The sequence below is a fragment of the Bacillus sp. CZDM1 genome (genome assembly GCF_055502545.1).
This window is the reverse complement of record NZ_JBUESO010000009.1, coordinates 204,545-222,502: the sequence shown is the minus strand read 5'-3', so window position 1 is coordinate 222,502 and position 17,958 is coordinate 204,545. Positions and strand designations below refer to the sequence as shown.

Below are 17,958 nucleotides of genomic sequence, written 5' to 3'. Positions count from 1 at the left end.
CAATATTAACCCTAATTTTTAAAAATTTTACTATTTCATTCATGGTTTGTCCTATCCTTTGAATACATTTAACAAAGGGGGAATGGACATGAATCATTCGTTGACGACAGCTAGTTTAATCCGATATGCTGTTGCTTTTGTCTTTATTACGTCAGGTGTGATGAAATTATTCAGCACTGAACTTCTGGAAGTATTTATCGGTTTAGGACTGCCTTTCCCAGATATTCTGTTGTATGTAACAGCCTTTCTAGAGATTATTTGCGGCTTACTAATTTTACTTAACCGCAGTGTAAAAAATGCAGTTATCCCCTTAATTGGGATTATGATTGCGGCCATTCTGCTAACAAAACTCCCACTCCTAAACAGCGGAATACTGCCTTTTGCATTTAAGGCGAGATTGGATATTGTCATGTTACTACTATTGTATATCCTTTATTCAAAATCACCTTCATAAATGCTTTTTACCAGATTGTTATACTCAATCTGGTTATTTTTTTATGTTAAAATGAAGAAAAATGGGAAAGGGGGAGAGTATGATTTGATAAAGGAAAAAGTGAAAAATCTTCCCTCAACCCCTGGAGTGTATTTAATGAAGGATGCCCGCGGCTCAATTATTTATGTCGGCAAGGCAAAAAATCTAAAAAGACGTGTTCAATCCTATTTCCAGCAATCGAAAGCACATCCGCAAAAGATTATTAAGCTTGTCAGCAATATTCGAGATTTTGATATTCTGTTAACAGATACAGAATTTGATGCGTTTATGCTGGAATGTAAATTAATTCGCGAGATAAAACCTCTATTTAATAAAATGATGAAAAGCCCCCAGTCCTACTCTTACATTGCGATTAATAAGGATAGAAAATACCCGGACATAGTAATCACAAACCATCGAGATGAACAGGATGGCAGACTTTATTTTGGTCCCTTTCCTAGCAAAGCTAGGGTCGAAATGGCGATCATCGGCATCAAAGAAGCCTTTAAAATTCTTTGCAGTAATCCTAAGCGACAGGATTCGCTATGCTTCAATCATTCTATTGGGCTATGCATAGGAATGTGCGGCGGTGGACCAGCTTTACAAAAGTACCATGCCATACTCAACGATATCATTGCATTCCTAAATGGTGAGAATAAGGTAATCCTTGATGATATGAAGAAGAAAATGGCTGAAGCCTCCGCCGATTTTGACTTTGAGGCTGCCGCTAGATATAGAGATAGGATCGATGCCATTCAGTTTCTACTTCGAAAAGAAAAGGTCATCGAGTTTACGGAAGAAAATAAAAATATTGTGGTCCTGGAAAATCTAAGCGAGAATACCTTCAAGCTTTTTCTAATAAAACGCAGCGAAATTCTTTTTAGTAAAATAGTTAACTATGATAGTGCTGAGGTTAATCAACTCAGCAGCCTCATCACCACAACCTTTAACCATACTGATTTCCCTTCCGGCAGCCATATCAAGAGAGATGAGATTGACGAAGCTCAAATTATTTATAACTATTTAAAAAGCAGCCATTGCCGCTATAAGACGATTCCTGATAAATGGATTACAAACCACAAAGATATGAGCATTGAAAATGCAGTAACAAAATTAATTTATAAAAAACAATCCATCAAAAAATAGCCCTCCATGTCTTAATTAGACTGCGAGGGCTATTTAATAGGCTAAACGATAAATTAAAAATCGCTCATTGGAATTGTTCTCATATAAACCAGGAAGTTGAATTTCTTTTATTAATTCAAATGAGGTATGGTTTTCTAAATAGTAGATATAATCCTCAGATGGATAATATAAAATCACGTCTACTTCCCGTTTGAATTTCTCTACCGAAACCAAAATATTATTAATGATTTTCCAAAAAATCGGGATCGTAAATGGGTTAAAAAAATAAAAAGTGTTATCCAGAGGATTAATTTCATATTTTTCTGCCAAGCAGCATTGAAATTGTATCTCACCTTTATTTTTAGCTTTTATCAAATAATTTTCTTTGTTCTCTATCGCTTCTTCGTAAAGCTTTTCGTTCATCTCAACCCCTGTAACGGAAGAATGAAATAGGTAATGAATAAAGAAGTTAAGTCTTCCCTTTCCACAGCCAAAATCAACAATATGATCACTGCTATTTAATTCATATTCAGCAAATAAATTTTCAAGTGCAGTGTAGGGAGTTGGTTCATATCTGTGATAATGGAAGGACTTGTTATATCCCCTTTGATTTCCTTCCGTTTCGATATTCAGCAATTCATCATAATTCGTTTCTTTCATTCATTCACTCCTGCCTGTCCTCTCATTCATATGCGGAAGGGTCGATAAAAAAGTTATAGGCTAAATAGACTACCATAGCTATTGCAGTTAGTAAAAATGCCCATCCAAGCGTTACTTGCTCGATCACCAAATAGTTATTACATAATTGCACAGGGGACCAAACATATAACCATCCCAGTCCAATAAACATAAGAGTGAAACTAATGATCACAACATTTTTTCCTGAAGAACTGAGTTTTCTCCAACTATCTCTTAAAGGAATTCCCGCTAAAAATGGCAAACTAATAAATTTAAAAACTTCTACCGTCTGTGTAGTCAATGCTTCATCCATTGACCGCGGTAACATCCAGTATACCATGATGATGACAAATAACGTAATTCCCGGTACCCCATTGCTGTTCCATTTTTCAAAAAAGTGCGGAAATCGTTTTTTGAAAAAAGATGCCATTAACATTCCCGCAATAACCAGCATTGGCATTTGCATATGCATATGAATAGCCATTACGGATTCCATGAAATCTGCAACAGGAGGAATAACTAAGAAAATGAAAAATAGTAAGCCATAAAATGACTGATTCATCAATTATTCCTCCCCTTTGTTTTCTAAGATGTTAGCAACCTTTTGAGCAGCTTCGTCGATTTTTTTATAATCCATTACATCAATCAGGCTACCTTTTTTATCCACTAAATAAAAAGCAGAGTTATGAGCAAAATTACCGTATTCATCTGGGATCACAATGACACCAAATGCTTTTAATAATGAATCTAACTCAGCCTGATTTGGAACTCTTGCCATCCGCCAGGTTTCACCATCACTTTTAAAATGGTCTTTGTATTTGTTTAAAACTTCCGGGGTATCTCTTTGCGGATCGAAGCTTATGCTCAAAAAGACTATTTCTTCCCCTTTAACGCCACCCGGCAGTTTATCGTAAACTTGCTTCATGTTGTATTCTAATTCAGGGCAAACCGTGGTACATGATGTATAGAGAAATGTAATAAATACATATTTATCTTCAAATTCAGATATTGAATATTTTCGTCCCATGCTGTCTTCAAGGGTAACATCAGGGAATTTAGGTTTATCATCTTTTAGCTGCTGCACTCTGGCTTTTTCTGCAGTAAATGCCGTGAATCCATCGGTTCCTATAAAAAACAATCCGATTCCAAATAACATAACGAGAAAAAATGAAATTTTCGTATATCTATTATTGATCATAGTGATCACTTCCAAATTTGTTTTTTTAAGAAGAAAGAGACAGCCCAAGCACTTTGAGCTATCTCTTTTAATGGGAACTGTCTAGCTCCAGCGCCTAGGCGCTTCCGCTTTTCTTATTACCAAGTTTTAATTGGTGGTGATCCTGGAGGTGCATTTACAATCATATCCGTCAATGGTATTACATATGCCATTGCGACAACAATAAGCATTAATACGATCCACACACCCCAACGCTCTGTCCAATAAGGAGTTTTTGTTGCGTTTTCTTCTTCCTCTGCGATTGGGAATTCTGTTTCACCTTTTGGTGCAAAGAACATCATATTGAATACGGCGTACACTTGAAGAATTACACCAATAATTAACAACGTACCGCCAACTGCTAATAACATCAAGTATGGGTCCCAGCCTAATGCTGTTGCATGATCCCCATAAGTGGAGTAAGAAGTTCTTCTTGGTGAACCAAGTAATCCAACGTAGTGCATAGAACCGGACATAAAGATCATACCAATTGTCCAAATCCAAGTTTGGATAACACCTAATCGATTGATTTGCGGTGTTAATACGCGGTTTGAAATAAAAGGAACTAACCAATAACTGATTCCAAAGAATGTCATAACAACTGACATACCTAATGTTAAGTGGAAATGTCCAACAATCCACATTGTATTATGAACAACTTGGTCTAATTGGTTTGTGCTTTGTGCAATACCGCCAGCTCCAGCTGGGATGAAGGCAACCATTGCAATAAATGGTGCTAGGAAGCGAACATCGCCCCATGGCATTTTCTTCCACCAGCCAACTAAACCTTTGCCGCCTTTTCTTCTAGCCGTACGCTCAAATACTGCAAATAGTGCAAATGCTGTCATGAGAGATGGGAATCCAATTGCCAAACTCATAAATACATGCATAAATTTAACGATTTCATTGATAGCAGGGTCTATGATTTGGTGATGGAATCCACCAGTGATGTTCATAATGACTAGAGCGATAATAACCACACGTGTTAGTAAATCACTCCAGCGCTTTCCGCCGATAACTTTTGGTACCACTACGTACCATGCAGAAACAGCTGTTAAATACCAGATATTAACCAATGTGTGTCCAAATGCCCAGAACAGTGTACGAGCGACCATCACGTTGATCGTGTCAACCCAGCCAAACACCCAAGGAATAATCATAAATAATACTTCAACTGCTACGAACATTAGAGCGAAAAATAATAGGATGAAGACAGCAGTTGCAAAGTAAGATAGGATTGGAACGTGTTGTCCTTTATTATTTTTTCTCCAATTCGCTACTTGGATAAATGCTCCAATACAGCACAACCAAACACCCACTACGATTAATGCTAAACCGATATAAAATATAGGATGTGCAGCCATCGGAGGATAGAAGGTGTACATAACCGATGCTTCATTCATTAAGATTGGAATAACGGCTAATACAAATCCTACAAGCTTAACAAAGAATCCAACCCAAGCGAGCTTTCTTACTTTCGGAAGAAGCCCCCCTAAATTATGTGAAAGTGTTGCATAAAAGTATCCAATGGTAAAGAATGCTGTTAACACTAGGATTAGCAGTAAACCATGTGCAGTCAATACTTGGTAATAATTAAACCAAGTTGGTAACTCTAACAATCCTGCTCGATTTAGACCTTGTAATAATCCTAAAAATCCACCAACCAATAATGCGATAAATGCTACAGCTATATATGATTTCGATAATTTTGCATCCTCTGGGTGATATCCCAGCATTTTATTTGCTTTATCTTTAAAACCTACTTTTAAATCTGCTTCCATTTTCATCTACTGTCCCCCCTTATTTAACCGTAATCGTTGTACTCATTACTTGGTGACCTGCACCACAATATTCATTACAGATAACTAAATAACTTCCTGGCTTATCAAATGTTTGTGTGATTTTTTGAATATGCCCTGGCATAACCATTGCATTTAAATTTGTTCCAGCAACTTCAAATCCGTGAACAACATCCTTTGAGGTCAGAATAAACGTAACTTTTGCCCCTGCTGGTATTTCAATGTTATTTGGAGTGAATCCAAACGCTTGTAGTGTCATAACGACTTCATATTCATTGTCACCAACTTTTTTAACTCCCGGGTTATCGAATGGTGCAGTTTGATCCACCTTCTGTGGATCAATTGTTTCCATATTACTTGGTGGTCCCATTTCTAGTGCAAAAGCTTGGTAACCTGTGATAAACATGAATCCCATAATGATACCAAAACTTATTGTAAGCCATATTTTTTCATCAAGATGCATTTTCATCTCTCTAATCCCCCTTATATTCTGGCCATATAAAGACCGTATAGAACTATATACGTTGCAACAATTACGACTCCAACCACTGTTACGGAAATCCATGTTCCTTTTAGCGGTGCTTCGTGCTCTTCTTTTTTACCTTTATGAGTAACCTTTGTAGCTGCCATCGAAAAATCAACCCCCTTAATTTGTTCTTACCCTTATAATAATTGCGACTGATTCTCAATGAAGTGAACTGAATCACATTGTGTCATATTGATGTTTTAAAAGTGACAAATTTATGAACGACAAAAAAGGCTACCCCCTCAAAGTCAGCAGGGACAGCCTTTTTTAAATATAGTTAACAATTTTTCAGAAAAGAGGCAGTGTAACAATTATCATTGTAAGGAACAATATCGTTACATAATTTACAGAATACAGAAAAATGATATGAGCCCATTTTAGGTCATTTTTCGTAAAAAATCCGCTAATACTTACGACTAACCACCCTACGTTAAGTAAAGTTGCAATAACAATAAATGGTGTACCGAGAGACGTTAAGTAAAAAGGTAAGGGTAGTAAACATGCGACATATACGACAATTTGTCGTTTTGTCATTTCAAACCCATGTACAACGGGAAGCATGGCAACACCCGCCGCTTTATATTCTTTACATTTCTTCATAGCGATCGCAAAGGTATGCGGCATTTGAAAAATAAATAAGATTAAAAACAATATAATTGGAACAATATGATTGCTAGATTCAATGGCTGCCCAACCGATTAGCGGGGTAACAGCTCCTGACACACTCCCAATTACCGTATTAAGGGTAAACCTTCGCTTAGACCACATCGTATACAAAATTACATACGTGAACCAGCCCACGAATGCATAAATGGCCGCCTCCATTGTAGTAAAAAGTAACAGGATTAATCCCAATATAGTCATAACAATTCCCAGTGTTAAAACGACGTTTAATGGGATATTTCCCGTTACCGTTGGCCGATTTTTTGTTCTATCCATTACAGTATCAATATCAACATCATACCAATTATTAAGAACGAGAGCTCCTGCCATAACCATTGTACTGCCAACAATGGTTAGTAAAAACACTTCCCAGTAATCACTAAACGAATGATTAGTAAAATGCAGCGCTAACCAGAATCCAGTAAAAACAGGCAGGACATTTGCGATTAAAACCCCTGCTTTAAAAAGTGACTTTAGGTCAGAGATTAAGCTAGAGGGATTTCGTTCATCTATTAAAAGTTCTTTCCCAACCTTCTGAAAAGAAGATATTTCATTTTTACTCATTTTTCACTAAACCTCCAGACATAATTCCTTCCCTACTATTAAATCATACATCAAATCCTTTTGCATGATATGAATCACTTTTTGCACTTACACTTACCATCCTCGTCCTGCACCGCCGCCTCCTGAAGAACCTCCACCGCCCCCTCTAGAGCCGCCTCCTCCACCTCCTCTTCCACGTGAGATGATAGAAAGAAGAAGATAGGTGAGTGTCCCTCCAAAAAACTTAAAATCAAGAAACACTACAACGACGATTATAATGATGAGCAGCCAAGAGGGGATTCCTACCCCTTCATCAGCAGTAGTCTGTTGAGCTTGCTTTTCAGGAGCCTGCAGCCCGCCTTCTTGACCATATTCGGCTAAAACTTCATTGGCAAGTGCCTTATATGTTTCTATTATTGCATGGTTTGGCTGGTCATTTTGAAGGAACGGAACAGCATGTTCATCAAGAATCCGCCCCGCTTTTCCATCTGGGATTCTTCCCTCCAGACCATAGCCTACTTCGATTCTAATTAAACGGTCAGTAACGGCTATAACAAGCAATACTCCATTGTTTTCTGTTTCATTTCCAATTCCATATTGTCTGAAGGCCTCATTCGCATATTCCTCAATCGTATTTTCGCCAATCGTATCTACCGTTAAGACAGAAATTTGCGCTGTAGTTTGATCTTCTATGGTTCTCCCTATACTTCTTAGTTCCGCTATTTCATCTTCGGTTAATATTTTAGCAAAGTCTTGCACATAAATATCGCCAATCGGAGCCGGCATTTTAATTTTTTGAGCAAGTGCTTCACCTTGAAATAGGAAGAAAAAGAAAAAAAGAAGGCTGAAGACCGCTTTCGATTTCATTCGCCATTTCCTCCAAAGTTAACCTCTGGAGCTTCAGCCGCTTTAGGGCCAGCTGTGAAATATTCCTTTTCTTCAAAACCAGTCATTCCTGCGATAAGTGAACCAGGAAATCGTTTTATTTTTTTGTTATAAAGTGCAACCTGATCATTGTAATCCTTCCGTGCTACTGAAATTCTATTTTCAGTTCCTGACAGCTCATCCATTAATTGAGTAAACTGTTGATCTGCTTTTAAATTTGGATAGTTTTCTACTACTACTAGCAACCGGCTTAATGCACCTGTTAATTCAGCATTCGCTGTTGCTTCTTCTTCCACTGTATTCGCTCCTGCTAATCTTGCACGTGCATCTGATATCGAAGCAATCACTTCTTTTTCATGTGATGCATAACCTTTTACTGTATTCACAAGATTAGGTATTAAATCCAGCCTTCTTTGCAGCTGATTTTCAATTTGAGCATATGATTGGTCAACATTTTCTTCTAATTCAACAAAGTTGTTATAGCTCGGTATTAACATAGCAGCAAGCAGCACGATTACAGTAACAATTATTCCTATAATCATATATCCTTTTTTCAATTTGAACACACTCCTTTCGTATAGTATGTATCACTACCTATTCGAAATATGAAAAGCTGCAAGGATTTATTCCATCCTCACAGCTTCCTATTACTTCTCTCTATTTCCATTTAATTCATCTATAAGCTGTTTTGTTCTTTTCGCATTTCCTTCTGCAAAGTTTTCGAGTCGTTCCTTTAATTCATCATCATCGTGAATCCGCTCAGCTGTAATGAGATAAGACCTCATGAGATCTTCTTCCACTTCAATCGAATGCTCTAGTATTTCTTCAAGGTTATTTTTTTCTTCCTCTTTCTTTCCTTTAAAAATATTTGCAGTCAAGCATACAACCTCCTCTAAGGTGGGGAAAAATTAATACTCTTCCACGGTCGCAATATAAGGTAAATTTCTATACTGTTGTGCGTAGTCGATTCCATAACCGACGATGAATTCATCTGGAATGACAAATCCAACGTAGTCTACTGGTAATTCCACTCTTCTTCTTTCAGGCTTGTCTAAAAGTGTACAAATCTTAATTTGTTTCGGCTTATGCATATTCAAATGGTCTCTCAAAAAATGCAAGGTTAATCCGCTGTCTATAATATCTTCAACCACCAAAACATTTTTATTCGTGATATCCTCATCAAGATCCTTTAAAAGTTTTACTTTTCCAGTTGTTTCTGTTTGGTCACTATAACTTGAAACCGAAATAAAATCGACGTTTATATTTCCCTTCATCTCACGTATCAAATCTGCTGCAAATACAAAAGATCCTTTAAGTACCACGATTAACATGATTGGCTCATTGTTAAAATCTCTTTCAATTTCCTCTACTAATTCCTTCACTCTTTGTTTTATTTCATTTTCCGAAATCATTGTATCTTTCACTCTATAGGGCACTAATCATACCTTCTTTCTAAAAGTTCCTGGCTAGACTTCATTATTATTCCAAAAAATAATACTGAATACAAATTTTCAGAAAGACTAATTGATATAGGTTTAACTAAACCCTTCTTTTTTCCGTAACTGCCTCGCTTACCATCTTGTACATACATTCAACTCCCTCTTCAGAAGCTTCAAAGCTATATGCATTCTCGATATGAATTCCAAGACTGTCAGCCTCTTTCTCAGCATCGATGTTTGCTCCCAAGAAGATGAACTCCCAGTTATATTTCTCCTGCTGGTGTTTAATTAACTCTTTCAGCTTTTTGTAAGTGAATTCCCTGCTGGCCTAGTGCATAAAAGAATGAGCTGCCTTTTTGTAACGGTTCCGTTTCCTATCGCAGGACGCATTCACCCCTTCTGGAAAACGGATACACAGCCTGTTTTTTTACTTTATAGAAGAGCAGCCAAACTCTCATGTCCATAATTAATAGAGTTAGACTCTATGTAAAGATGCTCTGGATGTGGATGACTGAGAAAATCATGATGAGAAATAGCCCAGCCATACGCCCCCGCATAACTGAAAAGGAGAATATCTCCAACTCTCACACGTGGAATGGATATATCTCTTGCAAGTAAATCATTAGGAGTACATAGCTCCCCTGCCACAGTAATAACAGCTTCATTTACACCAGGACGTTCAAAGGGATATGACCACGTTTCTACTGGTACGATCGTAAAAGGATGACTCGATTTCCAAGCTGCAGGGAGTCTCAAGTGATGGCTTCCCCCCCTAACAATACAAAAATATTGACCATGATTTTGTTTAATATCCAATACCTCTGCTGCGTAGTAGCCGCACGCAGCAGTGATATAGCGTCCACATTCAAACAATGTTTGCCAATCCGTATCATTGTGTTTTTCTAGTACCGTTTCCAAACGCTCTATAAAGTCGTTCCAATCAAACTGCGATTCTACGTCTTGGTAGTTGACTCCAATTCCTCCGCCTACATTTAAATAAGAAATGTCTACATCCCACTCTTTTCGCCAATGTTTCGCCCTATCAAAGCAATGATCAACAAAGTTTGCATGGGTCTTGGAATCACCATTATTAGACATCGCATGAAAATGAAAACCGAGGAGCTTCACATGCGGCAAACTTTTTGCTAAACCAATTACATTAGGCACTTCTACTTCATCAATTCCAAATTGAGTCGGTACACCCGCCATTTTTAATTGCGCATTTGGAACGGAACCACGTAGATTTACACGCAACAAAATAGATACGGTTGTCTCTTTTTGGCTGGCAATGTGATTCACCAACTGTAATTCATGTTTACTCTCGACATGAAGCAAAGTGACTCCGTGTCTTATAGCTCCTTCAATTTCTTCCTGTGTTTTCCCAGGTCCCCCAAATAGGATGGGTATTTCCGCATCCACATCCCGGACTTTCTCGATTTCTCCTAGTGAAGCTACTTCGAACCCATGAACGATTGAAGCTAAGGATTTAAGTAGAATCGGATCTGAGTTTGCTTTAATCGCATAAAATAAACGACAGGGTGAAGGAAGAGTTGTGATTAATCGATTGACATGGCTGCGCAGCTTCCGTATGTCATATAAATAGGCACAAAATGGGTTTTCTCGTTCCATCTTGAGAGATTTTATAATATTTTCCATCATTTGTTTGTACACTCCCATACATATTACAATTTCCAGATTTGCCGTCTTCTTGATACAATAACTAAGGTTGTTGCAATACAACCTATACCCATGACAACGCCAGCAGGTAAAGCACCTGCCAATGCAGCAATCGCCCCTATAAGTACGGCCCCAATCGGAATAAAGCCTCTATCCATTAAGGCAATGCTTAGTATTCTGCCTCGCAGGTGGTCAGGAACCTGCATCTGTAAAGTAATCCGACTCATCGTTCGGTATGTTTGACTCGTTAATCCGACAAGGAACATAGCCACTCCTGCCACAAAAACGTTTTGTGCTCCTATAAATAGCAACAAAGAAAAACCAAAACCCATTATGGAACAAATCAACCACTTTCCCCTACCTTTGATTTCTCTACCAAGAGAAAGCCAGGTTGTACCAACTAATGCACCGATAGATGAAACAGATAGAAGCAATCCGAACCCTTCTGGCCCAAGCCTTAAAAGATCTCTGGCAAATAAAGGCATCATCGTTGTGTAAGGAAATCCAAATACCATCGGTACAATGGCCAAAATGAGTAAAGATTGAACTGAAGGCTGACTTTTCACAAAGTCTGTTGCTGCCCGAAGCGTTGTTTTCTCAGTTTCCTTTTTATCCGGTTTTGGAATGGAATGAGAACGAATCGTGAGCAAAGATAATAGTACCCCTAACGTACCCAGCGCATTGATATAAAATAAATAGGCAATGTCTATGGTGGAAAGCAACACTCCCGCAATCGCAGGTCCAATTATACGAGAGAGATTTATAACCATTGTATTAATAGCGATTGCACTTGCCAGAGAACTTTGATGTACGAGATTCGGCACCAGTGCATTTCTAATAGGCGGATCCATAGCTGCAAACATAGACCTCAGCGTGACAATGAACGCAAAGAGCCAAAATGACTGTCTTGCCTCGATAAGATAACCAAGGCAAAACGTCATCAACATCATTCCAATTTGAAGCCAAATCAATAATTTTCGTCTATCGTATCGATCAGCCAAGATACCTGCTGGTACACTTAGCAAAAAAGTTGGGACCAAACGGCAGGCATTCATTAACCCCAATAGAAGCGGCGAGTTCGTAAATTGTAATACTGCCCAATTTAAAGCGACTAAATCCATCCAATCCCCTACTCGTGTCACCAAACTGCCAGACATAAAAATTCTAAACGTCCGTGAGTGAAGAGCAAAGCGTGTCGGCTGATGATACTGAACTTCGATTTGTGCCATGACTTCTTACTCTTCCTTCCTCCTAAACTCGTGTAGAGGATTAGGAACGATTGCGTAGAAATATTCTTTCCCTTCAGGTTCTAAGCGCATTCTCACAAGTGCCTTGTGATCTACTTCTGCTTGATACAATGCTTCCCTATCTATACGGACACTTTCTGCGTATTCGGGGAAGGACTCAAGTTGATCAAAAACTTGTTCACAAATACTATGAATCTCTTTCCACAACTCTCTTTCCCCTAACCCAAAATACTTGCATACTTGTAGTATTAACTCACCACAGTGATTTTGTAATACGGTGTAGAACACCTTGTTATGCATTTCCTTTAAACTATCCGTTAGCGTAACGGAACCAGGATAAAATGACACTTGACCTTGATGTTGTTCGATCCTGCTTCGATAAATTCTTGCTCCTCCCCAATCACGGAATAGCATTCGAACTGGGCGACCATCTTTAAATACCATAACACTGTTTTGCAAGTGACCCTCTAAACCAATTCCGTACTTTGTCATGAGAGTAAGGAAGCCTGGAAGTGCAACAGAAACATACTCTGAGACGAACTGGAACGCTGCTGTACGAATTGACATTTCATTCGTTTCTTCAGCAAATCTTTCAATTAATTCGACGAGAATCGGCTTTTCCGTGATAGGTGATTCAGAAAAAAGGGAGCTGCCAACGACGGCTATTTCGTCCAATGCTACAAATGTGTCTACATTCAAACGTAAAACAGCAGAAAGATTTCTGTTTTTTTGCAAATGAATACCTGTGGGGTTTTCTGCTTCTTTGAATTTGAAATTAAATCCTGCGCATTCACAAACAGGGACAAACTTCTCAATCAGGTCTTGTTCCTCCTGTTTCATAATCGAACGAATGAGTCGAGTAAAGACCGTCGCGTTGTTTGTGGTATTTGCGGATATGGTACGCACAGTAGAAGTCATTTGGCTGTTGACGGCTACTTTAATCGCATGTTTAGGCTCCTCCCCATTCGCAAGAGGTACTACCGTTCTAAAAGAGGATGTTGAACCGCATGGTACCCTCATACCTCTTATAGGTACAACGATCTGTTTCTTGATTTCTTGGTGGTAAATTTCTAGTATCGCCTTTTCCAGCTGCCATGGATGCACAGGGACCAACACATAATCGTTAACACAAAGACCTTGTTCTGAATATTCTTGTTCAACTACCTTTGGTAATTCTGGATACTCTTTAAAGAGAAGAGCATTCGCATCCTCTTCATTTTCCTCTATAACGCCCCACTCCGCATAATCCTTCCGTATTCCGACAAACTGAATATCAGCTACACCATTATATTCTGGAGCGTAACGAAACACATCTTCTGGTTCCATGCCTATTTTTGTTTTGGTTCCTGGATGAAGATTATGCCCTTCAACGGATAATTGTTCAAAAAACAAACTTGAATCAAATTTATGATCTTGCAGTTTTTGTGACAGTACCCAATCGATTGTAGTTGTGATTCCATGTTCATCTGCTTTTTGTTGAAGTTCTTTTTTCATCTGTTCCCAATAGGCATATGAAAGTGCTAAATTAGCACTTCCGTTTACTAATTCTAAAGCCAGTTTTACCCAAGCGCTTTGTTCAAACTCTTCCTTTCGGCGCATCAAGTGAAGCAGCTCAACTGCGTGTTCTATTGTTCTCACTCCATCTTTAGAGATATGCAAAATAATACCATCTACTTCTACCCGATTAAATGCATAGGTTCGACTTACAGGAATAACAAGACATTCTCTCTCACAAAGAGGATATAGTTTGTAGATTTCACCACTTTCTAAGCCATATGTATGGAGTGTTTGAATCATCATCTGCCAATACTCATCTATGGCTGGAACATTTAGTGCATAAATGGAATCAATAATGTACAGATCATGCGAACTTGAATGAAGTCCCATGATATCTTCACGCAACATGGCTCCTGCTAACCGGCGCAAAATCCCTAGACGCCCTCTTGTGAGAGATAATTCATATGCAGGGACCATATCAGGATAATTGTTTTGGAGAAAATTAAGAATTTTCAATTCATCCTGCAGCATTTTTCCTTGTCTGAAATTCATAAATGCCGTACGCAAAACATCGTACTCCAGAAGTTGAGTTGAACTTGCGCTCATCACTGAATCTCTCCTTTCGATTCCATCATAGGATTGGGAACTTTCATAAACGAATAGGCAGTAATGTCTCCTCTTAGTCTCATAGTTGTTAGGGCCTTTAAAGAAATCATAGGGTGGAAAAAAGCCTGCTCATCTGCTTTAGCCTGTTCTCCAATGTAAGGGTCTTTCTTCAGATCTTCAAAAATAGCTTTACATACTGCATGCACCGGTTTCCAAAGGTTCTCCTCATTGATTCCCAGGGCACGGACGATGCATGTAATCAATTCGGCAAAATGGTTCTGCATGACGGAATACAAAATAATATTCCGCAGTTGGTCTACCTTTTCCGTCACTGTTGAAGAACCCGGATAAAACTCTGCTTGAAATCCTTGTTTCTTTAATCTTTCTGGTAAAATTCGAACTCCACCGAAGTCCCTTATAAGAATACGTACTAACTCACCATTTCGAAAAACAGAAACACTATTCTGCATATGACCCTCTAAACTAATTCCATAACGCACCATCAAAGTTAAAAAGCCTGGTATCGATGCTTGAGCATATCTTAGGATAAATAAAGCTGCCGCCTCTGCTAGATCAGACAAACCATGATGGCCAGCAAGTTCCTCTATTAGTTCAACAGCAATAAGCTTGCCGCTAATCGGTGAATCCGCTAGAAGCGCCGCAGCAACCATGGGAATTTCCTCTTCGTTTTTAACATGGTTCTCAGGATTCTCCCGCAGGATGGACGCCAAATTTGCTTGTAGTGTCCATCGATCCTCTTCCGACAATGCTGGATTTATTGGTCGAAAATAGATACCTGCTCGTTCTTGAAGTACAACAAAGCTTCCGCCAAAATTCTTCTCTTTTTCTTGAATACTGGCTACTATTTTTGAAAGAATGGGCCCATTTTCCACAGAATTGGGTGAAACGGTACGTATAGCACTGGTGGTTTGTAAATTTACCGCTGTTTTTAGATGATGCTTTCTCTGCCCTCGGTTTTGGATGGGGGCTAACGAGCGAAAAGAGACCAATGACTGTGTTGGAATACGAAAATCTGAAATAGGAACAATTCTTTTTTGTTCGATCTCTTCTTTGTACATGGTGTATAAAGTATGATCAAACTGCCAAGGATGAACAGGAATCAATTCGAACTGGTTAGGGTCTAATCCTTGCTTGTGTAATGTTTTTCCAACAAATGATTGTAAGCCCTCATACTCTTGGTTTAGACGTGTTGTCACAGTGTGTTCATCGATGGATGTGGTTTGGCAATATTCTTTGTCAACTGCTATAAAAGCTACATCTGGTGTGGCACCCCATTCTGGTGAATACCGAATGACATCTGCTACCCCAAGACCAAACTTCGTCTTTGCTCCAGGATGCAGGGGATGACCTTCAACGACCCATTGTTCAAAAAAAGCGAGTGGACTAAAGTTCTTGTTGTCCTTACTCTGTTTTAGCACCCATTCTAAGGAAGTCTGTATACGTTCTAATTTAGCTATCGTAACTAACTCTCGTTTTCTTCGAGCAGCACCTGCCAATGCTAAGGTTAGATTAGCCACTCCGTTTTGAATCTCCATTTTAAATCGGTGAAACTGCTTTTCCTCTGCATCTTTTAACAATCCTTCTTGCCTTACCAACACTAGAAGTTCGGCTGGATGTATAATGACTCTAGAATGCTCTTGACGATACTCCATTACATCCCCTTCTAGATCAAATCTTCCAAGTGAATGCCTCTTTTTGACGACAGCCTGCAGCGTTTTTCCACTGGGGAGCTTAATACAGATACTTGTTCTAGCGCCTTCCAGCCATGAAACTCTCTCTTCTTCGATTAGTTTTTCTCGTATGAGTGCCTGAAATAACCGTTGTGAGATACCTCTTCTACCTTCCTGAACATTCATTAAGTACAATTCTTCCAATTCAGGATCTTCGTTAATGTAAGCTAAAGTTTTTGATTCTTCTTCATCCAATACCTCATTTTGTTTAATTCTCGTACTTTTGGTATGTATCGTGTTCATTTCAACTCATCCTTTACCAGACATTTTGTTGTTAAATACCATTCATTCAGTTGATAATGATAATCGTTATCAACACCTAACTCGAGTTTTATCGTAATTGATAATGATTACCATTGTCAACCAACTTAAGTCCTATAGAATAACTTAAAAAAATTTTTTCACTGTAATAGCGTGAAAGTCTGATATAATTTTGAGACAAATTAAGAAAAGCCACCCTTGATGGCAGCTGGATCTTCGACACTTGATAACCATTTCCTAAAGGAATTTATTTTATTAATAAAAAGAAGGAGAAAGTCGTCTAAGCTAGAATTAAACGGATAGAATAGATTTTGTACATAGCCCAATAAGAGGAGTGAAGTAGAATGCCAGTAAATGCTTACCTTGTTTTTAATGGTAACACCCGTGAAGCAGTAGAATTTTATGCGAAGGTTTTTAAGACTGAAACACCGAATATCATGACCTTTGGAGAACAACCGCAACATCCTGATTATCAAATGCCAGAGGAAGTAAAAGATTGGGTTATGCATACACGACTTAACATTGATGGAAGCACTGTCATGTTTTCTGATAACTTCCCTGGTTCACCATTTATTGAAGGCAATAATATAACAATGGCTTTAGTCAGCAAAAATTCAGATGATATCCAGACTTGGTATGATCAACTAAAAGAAGGTGGAAAGGTTACGATGGAGCTCCAAGAAACCTTCTGGGCTAAACTTTATGGACAAGTAACGGATAAATTCGGGATCCACTGGCAGATAAGCCACGATACCGGAGAATATGGAAGTTAATTTTACACACAAAGAAGGATACAGCCTTTTCATGGCTGTATCCTTTTTCCTTATTTCAAGCTTCTGCTTAAGAAGGCTTTTGTCCGTTCGTTCTGAGGATTTGTAAACAATTCCGAAGGGTGCCCAGTTTCAATAATTTCGCCGTTGTCCATGAAAATTACCCGGTTTGCCACTTCCCTGGCAAAGCCCATTTCATGTGTCACAACAATCATTGTCATCTGCTCCTGTGCTAATGCCTTCATGACTTCAAGAACCTCTCCCGTCAATTCAGGATCTAAAGCTGAAGTAGGTTCGTCAAATAGTAGGATTTCAGGATTCATCATCAGTGCTCTCGCAATTGCCACCCTTTGTTTTTGACCGCCTGAAAGACTTGCTGGATAGGCATCCGCTCTTTCTGTCAGACCAGTTTTCCTTAACAGCTCCGTGCTTCTTTGCTGAATGGATGCAACCGGCTCGTTCTTTACCAATTTTGGAGGCATTTCTAGATTCCCCTTAACCGTCAGGTGTGGGAATAGATTAAAATGCTGGAAGACCATACCCATTTTCGCGGTAATCTTTTTGATATCCTGCGGTTTTGCGTAGACTCCATCCTTAACAAAAGTGTCACCAGAAATCTTAATGCTTCCTGCATTTATTTCCTCTAAGTGAACTAAACTCCGAAGCAGCGTGCTTTTCCCCGACCCAGAAGGACCGATAATCGCTACAACATCATTTTTGTTCACGTCAAATGTTATTTGCTTTAGTACATCCACCTTCCCAAATGACTTTTTCAGGTTGGATACTTCAATGATAGCCACATT

20 protein-coding genes are annotated in these 17,958 nt (G+C 38.7%); 3 read left to right on the top strand and 17 right to left on the bottom strand.

The window, feature by feature from the left end; genetic code table 11:
* Nucleotides 1-88: 88 nt before the first annotated feature.
* Nucleotides 89-454, top strand: coding sequence for a DoxX family protein (locus ACY3XC_RS20635; protein ID WP_464870193.1), 366 nt, complete (start codon nucleotides 89-91; stop codon nucleotides 452-454).
* Between the two features lie 84 nt (nucleotides 455-538).
* The gene (locus tag ACY3XC_RS20630; RefSeq protein ID WP_464870192.1) at nucleotides 539-1,618 is read left to right on the top strand and encodes a UvrB/UvrC motif-containing protein; all 1,080 of its coding nucleotides are present in this window, start codon (nucleotides 539-541) and stop codon (nucleotides 1,616-1,618) included.
* Between the two features lie 33 nt (nucleotides 1,619-1,651).
* On the opposite strand, the gene ACY3XC_RS20625 is transcribed toward ACY3XC_RS20630, so the two are convergent.
* From ACY3XC_RS20625 to ACY3XC_RS20550, 16 genes are all read right to left on the bottom strand, one after another.
* Nucleotides 1,652-2,257 carry a methyltransferase gene (locus ACY3XC_RS20625; protein WP_464870191.1) on the bottom strand — a complete coding sequence of 202 codons (606 nt, stop codon included), beginning with the start codon at nucleotides 2,255-2,257 and terminating at the stop codon, nucleotides 1,652-1,654.
* Nucleotides 2,258-2,279: 22 nt separating this feature from the next.
* Nucleotides 2,280-2,837 (bottom strand): hypothetical protein, encoded by a 558-nt coding sequence (locus ACY3XC_RS20620; RefSeq protein ID WP_464870190.1) that lies wholly within the window; start codon nucleotides 2,835-2,837, stop codon nucleotides 2,280-2,282.
* A 3-nt stretch (nucleotides 2,838-2,840) separates the two neighbouring features.
* A complete protein-coding gene (locus ACY3XC_RS20615; protein WP_464870189.1) occupies nucleotides 2,841-3,473 on the bottom strand; it encodes an SCO family protein in 633 nt (210 codons plus the stop codon).
* A gap of 116 nt (nucleotides 3,474-3,589) precedes the next feature.
* Complete coding sequence (locus ACY3XC_RS20610) at nucleotides 3,590-5,272, bottom strand: cbb3-type cytochrome c oxidase subunit I (RefSeq protein WP_464870245.1); 1,683 nt, start codon at nucleotides 5,270-5,272, stop codon at nucleotides 3,590-3,592.
* Between the two features lie 19 nt (nucleotides 5,273-5,291).
* Nucleotides 5,292-5,759: a cytochrome c oxidase subunit II gene (locus tag ACY3XC_RS20605; protein ID WP_179161377.1), complete on the bottom strand. Its 468-nt coding sequence runs from the start codon at nucleotides 5,757-5,759 to the stop codon at nucleotides 5,292-5,294.
* Nucleotides 5,760-5,773: 14 nt separating this feature from the next.
* A complete protein-coding gene (locus tag ACY3XC_RS20600) occupies nucleotides 5,774-5,920 on the bottom strand; it encodes a hypothetical protein (protein WP_165979194.1) in 147 nt (48 codons plus the stop codon).
* Between the two features lie 184 nt (nucleotides 5,921-6,104).
* Nucleotides 6,105-7,043 carry a heme o synthase gene (gene cyoE / locus ACY3XC_RS20595; RefSeq protein ID WP_464870187.1) on the bottom strand — a complete coding sequence of 313 codons (939 nt, stop codon included), beginning with the start codon at nucleotides 7,041-7,043 and terminating at the stop codon, nucleotides 6,105-6,107.
* A 93-nt stretch (nucleotides 7,044-7,136) separates the two neighbouring features.
* Nucleotides 7,137-7,889 carry a TPM domain-containing protein gene (locus ACY3XC_RS20590; protein WP_464870186.1) on the bottom strand — a complete coding sequence of 251 codons (753 nt, stop codon included), beginning with the start codon at nucleotides 7,887-7,889 and terminating at the stop codon, nucleotides 7,137-7,139.
* Nucleotides 7,886-8,449: a LemA family protein gene (locus ACY3XC_RS20585; RefSeq protein WP_464870244.1), complete on the bottom strand. Its 564-nt coding sequence runs from the start codon at nucleotides 8,447-8,449 to the stop codon at nucleotides 7,886-7,888. Before ACY3XC_RS20585 ends, ACY3XC_RS20590 begins: the two co-directional genes overlap by 4 nt.
* A gap of 105 nt (nucleotides 8,450-8,554) precedes the next feature.
* On the bottom strand, nucleotides 8,555-8,785 hold the full coding sequence (locus ACY3XC_RS20580; protein ID WP_464870185.1) for a hypothetical protein: 231 nt from the start codon (nucleotides 8,783-8,785) through the stop codon (nucleotides 8,555-8,557).
* Nucleotides 8,786-8,815: 30 nt separating this feature from the next.
* Nucleotides 8,816-9,319, bottom strand: coding sequence for a hypoxanthine phosphoribosyltransferase (gene hpt / locus ACY3XC_RS20575; RefSeq protein ID WP_464870243.1), 504 nt, complete (start codon nucleotides 9,317-9,319; stop codon nucleotides 8,816-8,818).
* Nucleotides 9,320-9,446: 127 nt separating this feature from the next.
* A complete protein-coding gene (locus ACY3XC_RS20570) occupies nucleotides 9,447-9,593 on the bottom strand; it encodes a hypothetical protein (protein ID WP_464870184.1) in 147 nt (48 codons plus the stop codon).
* A 185-nt stretch (nucleotides 9,594-9,778) separates the two neighbouring features.
* Entirely contained in the window at nucleotides 9,779-11,005 is a 1,227-nt protein-coding gene (locus tag ACY3XC_RS20565) for a type III PLP-dependent enzyme (protein WP_464870183.1), read from the bottom strand.
* A gap of 23 nt (nucleotides 11,006-11,028) precedes the next feature.
* Nucleotides 11,029-12,252 (bottom strand): MFS transporter, encoded by a 1,224-nt coding sequence (locus ACY3XC_RS20560; RefSeq protein ID WP_179161369.1) that lies wholly within the window; start codon nucleotides 12,250-12,252, stop codon nucleotides 11,029-11,031.
* A 6-nt stretch (nucleotides 12,253-12,258) separates the two neighbouring features.
* Entirely contained in the window at nucleotides 12,259-14,373 is a 2,115-nt protein-coding gene (locus tag ACY3XC_RS20555; RefSeq protein ID WP_464870182.1) for an IucA/IucC family protein, read from the bottom strand.
* Nucleotides 14,373-16,367: an IucA/IucC family protein gene (locus ACY3XC_RS20550; protein WP_464870181.1), complete on the bottom strand. Its 1,995-nt coding sequence runs from the start codon at nucleotides 16,365-16,367 to the stop codon at nucleotides 14,373-14,375. The genes ACY3XC_RS20555 and ACY3XC_RS20550 overlap by 1 nt, the downstream gene beginning before the upstream one ends.
* A gap of 362 nt (nucleotides 16,368-16,729) precedes the next feature.
* On the opposite strand from ACY3XC_RS20550, the gene ACY3XC_RS20545 reads away from it, so the two are divergent.
* Nucleotides 16,730-17,158 carry a VOC family protein gene (locus ACY3XC_RS20545; protein ID WP_464870180.1) on the top strand — a complete coding sequence of 143 codons (429 nt, stop codon included), beginning with the start codon at nucleotides 16,730-16,732 and terminating at the stop codon, nucleotides 17,156-17,158.
* Nucleotides 17,159-17,208: 50 nt separating this feature from the next.
* Here the strand turns inward: ACY3XC_RS20545 and ACY3XC_RS20540 are convergent, their stop codons facing one another.
* Nucleotides 17,209-17,955 carry an amino acid ABC transporter ATP-binding protein gene (locus tag ACY3XC_RS20540; protein ID WP_464870179.1) on the bottom strand — a complete coding sequence of 249 codons (747 nt, stop codon included), beginning with the start codon at nucleotides 17,953-17,955 and terminating at the stop codon, nucleotides 17,209-17,211.
* Nucleotides 17,956-17,958 lie beyond the last annotated feature (3 nt).

Coding starts and splice junctions, on each gene's coding strand:
- ACY3XC_RS20635 (WP_464870193.1), top strand. CDS start 89: ATGAATCATTCGTTGACGACAGCTAGTTTAATCCGATATGCTGTTGCT.
- ACY3XC_RS20625 (WP_464870191.1), bottom strand. CDS start 2,257: ATGAAAGAAACGAATTATGATGAATTGCTGAATATCGAAACGGAAGGA.
- ACY3XC_RS20620 (WP_464870190.1), bottom strand. CDS start 2,837: ATGAATCAGTCATTTTATGGCTTACTATTTTTCATTTTCTTAGTTATT.
- ACY3XC_RS20615 (WP_464870189.1), bottom strand. CDS start 3,473: ATGATCAATAATAGATATACGAAAATTTCATTTTTTCTCGTTATGTTA.
- ACY3XC_RS20610 (WP_464870245.1), bottom strand. CDS start 5,272: ATGGAAGCAGATTTAAAAGTAGGTTTTAAAGATAAAGCAAATAAAATG.
- ACY3XC_RS20605 (WP_179161377.1), bottom strand. CDS start 5,759: ATGAAAATGCATCTTGATGAAAAAATATGGCTTACAATAAGTTTTGGT.
- ACY3XC_RS20600 (WP_165979194.1), bottom strand. CDS start 5,920: ATGGCAGCTACAAAGGTTACTCATAAAGGTAAAAAAGAAGAGCACGAA.
- cyoE (WP_464870187.1), bottom strand. CDS start 7,043: ATGAGTAAAAATGAAATATCTTCTTTTCAGAAGGTTGGGAAAGAACTT.
- ACY3XC_RS20590 (WP_464870186.1), bottom strand. CDS start 7,889: ATGAAATCGAAAGCGGTCTTCAGCCTTCTTTTTTTCTTTTTCTTCCTA.
- ACY3XC_RS20585 (WP_464870244.1), bottom strand. CDS start 8,449: ATGATTATAGGAATAATTGTTACTGTAATCGTGCTGCTTGCTGCTATG.
- hpt (WP_464870243.1), bottom strand. CDS start 9,319: ATGATTTCGGAAAATGAAATAAAACAAAGAGTGAAGGAATTAGTAGAG.
- ACY3XC_RS20565 (WP_464870183.1), bottom strand. CDS start 11,005: ATGATGGAAAATATTATAAAATCTCTCAAGATGGAACGAGAAAACCCA.
- ACY3XC_RS20560 (WP_179161369.1), bottom strand. CDS start 12,252: ATGGCACAAATCGAAGTTCAGTATCATCAGCCGACACGCTTTGCTCTT.
- ACY3XC_RS20555 (WP_464870182.1), bottom strand. CDS start 14,373: ATGAGCGCAAGTTCAACTCAACTTCTGGAGTACGATGTTTTGCGTACG.
- ACY3XC_RS20550 (WP_464870181.1), bottom strand. CDS start 16,367: ATGAACACGATACATACCAAAAGTACGAGAATTAAACAAAATGAGGTA.
- ACY3XC_RS20545 (WP_464870180.1), top strand. CDS start 16,730: ATGCCAGTAAATGCTTACCTTGTTTTTAATGGTAACACCCGTGAAGCA.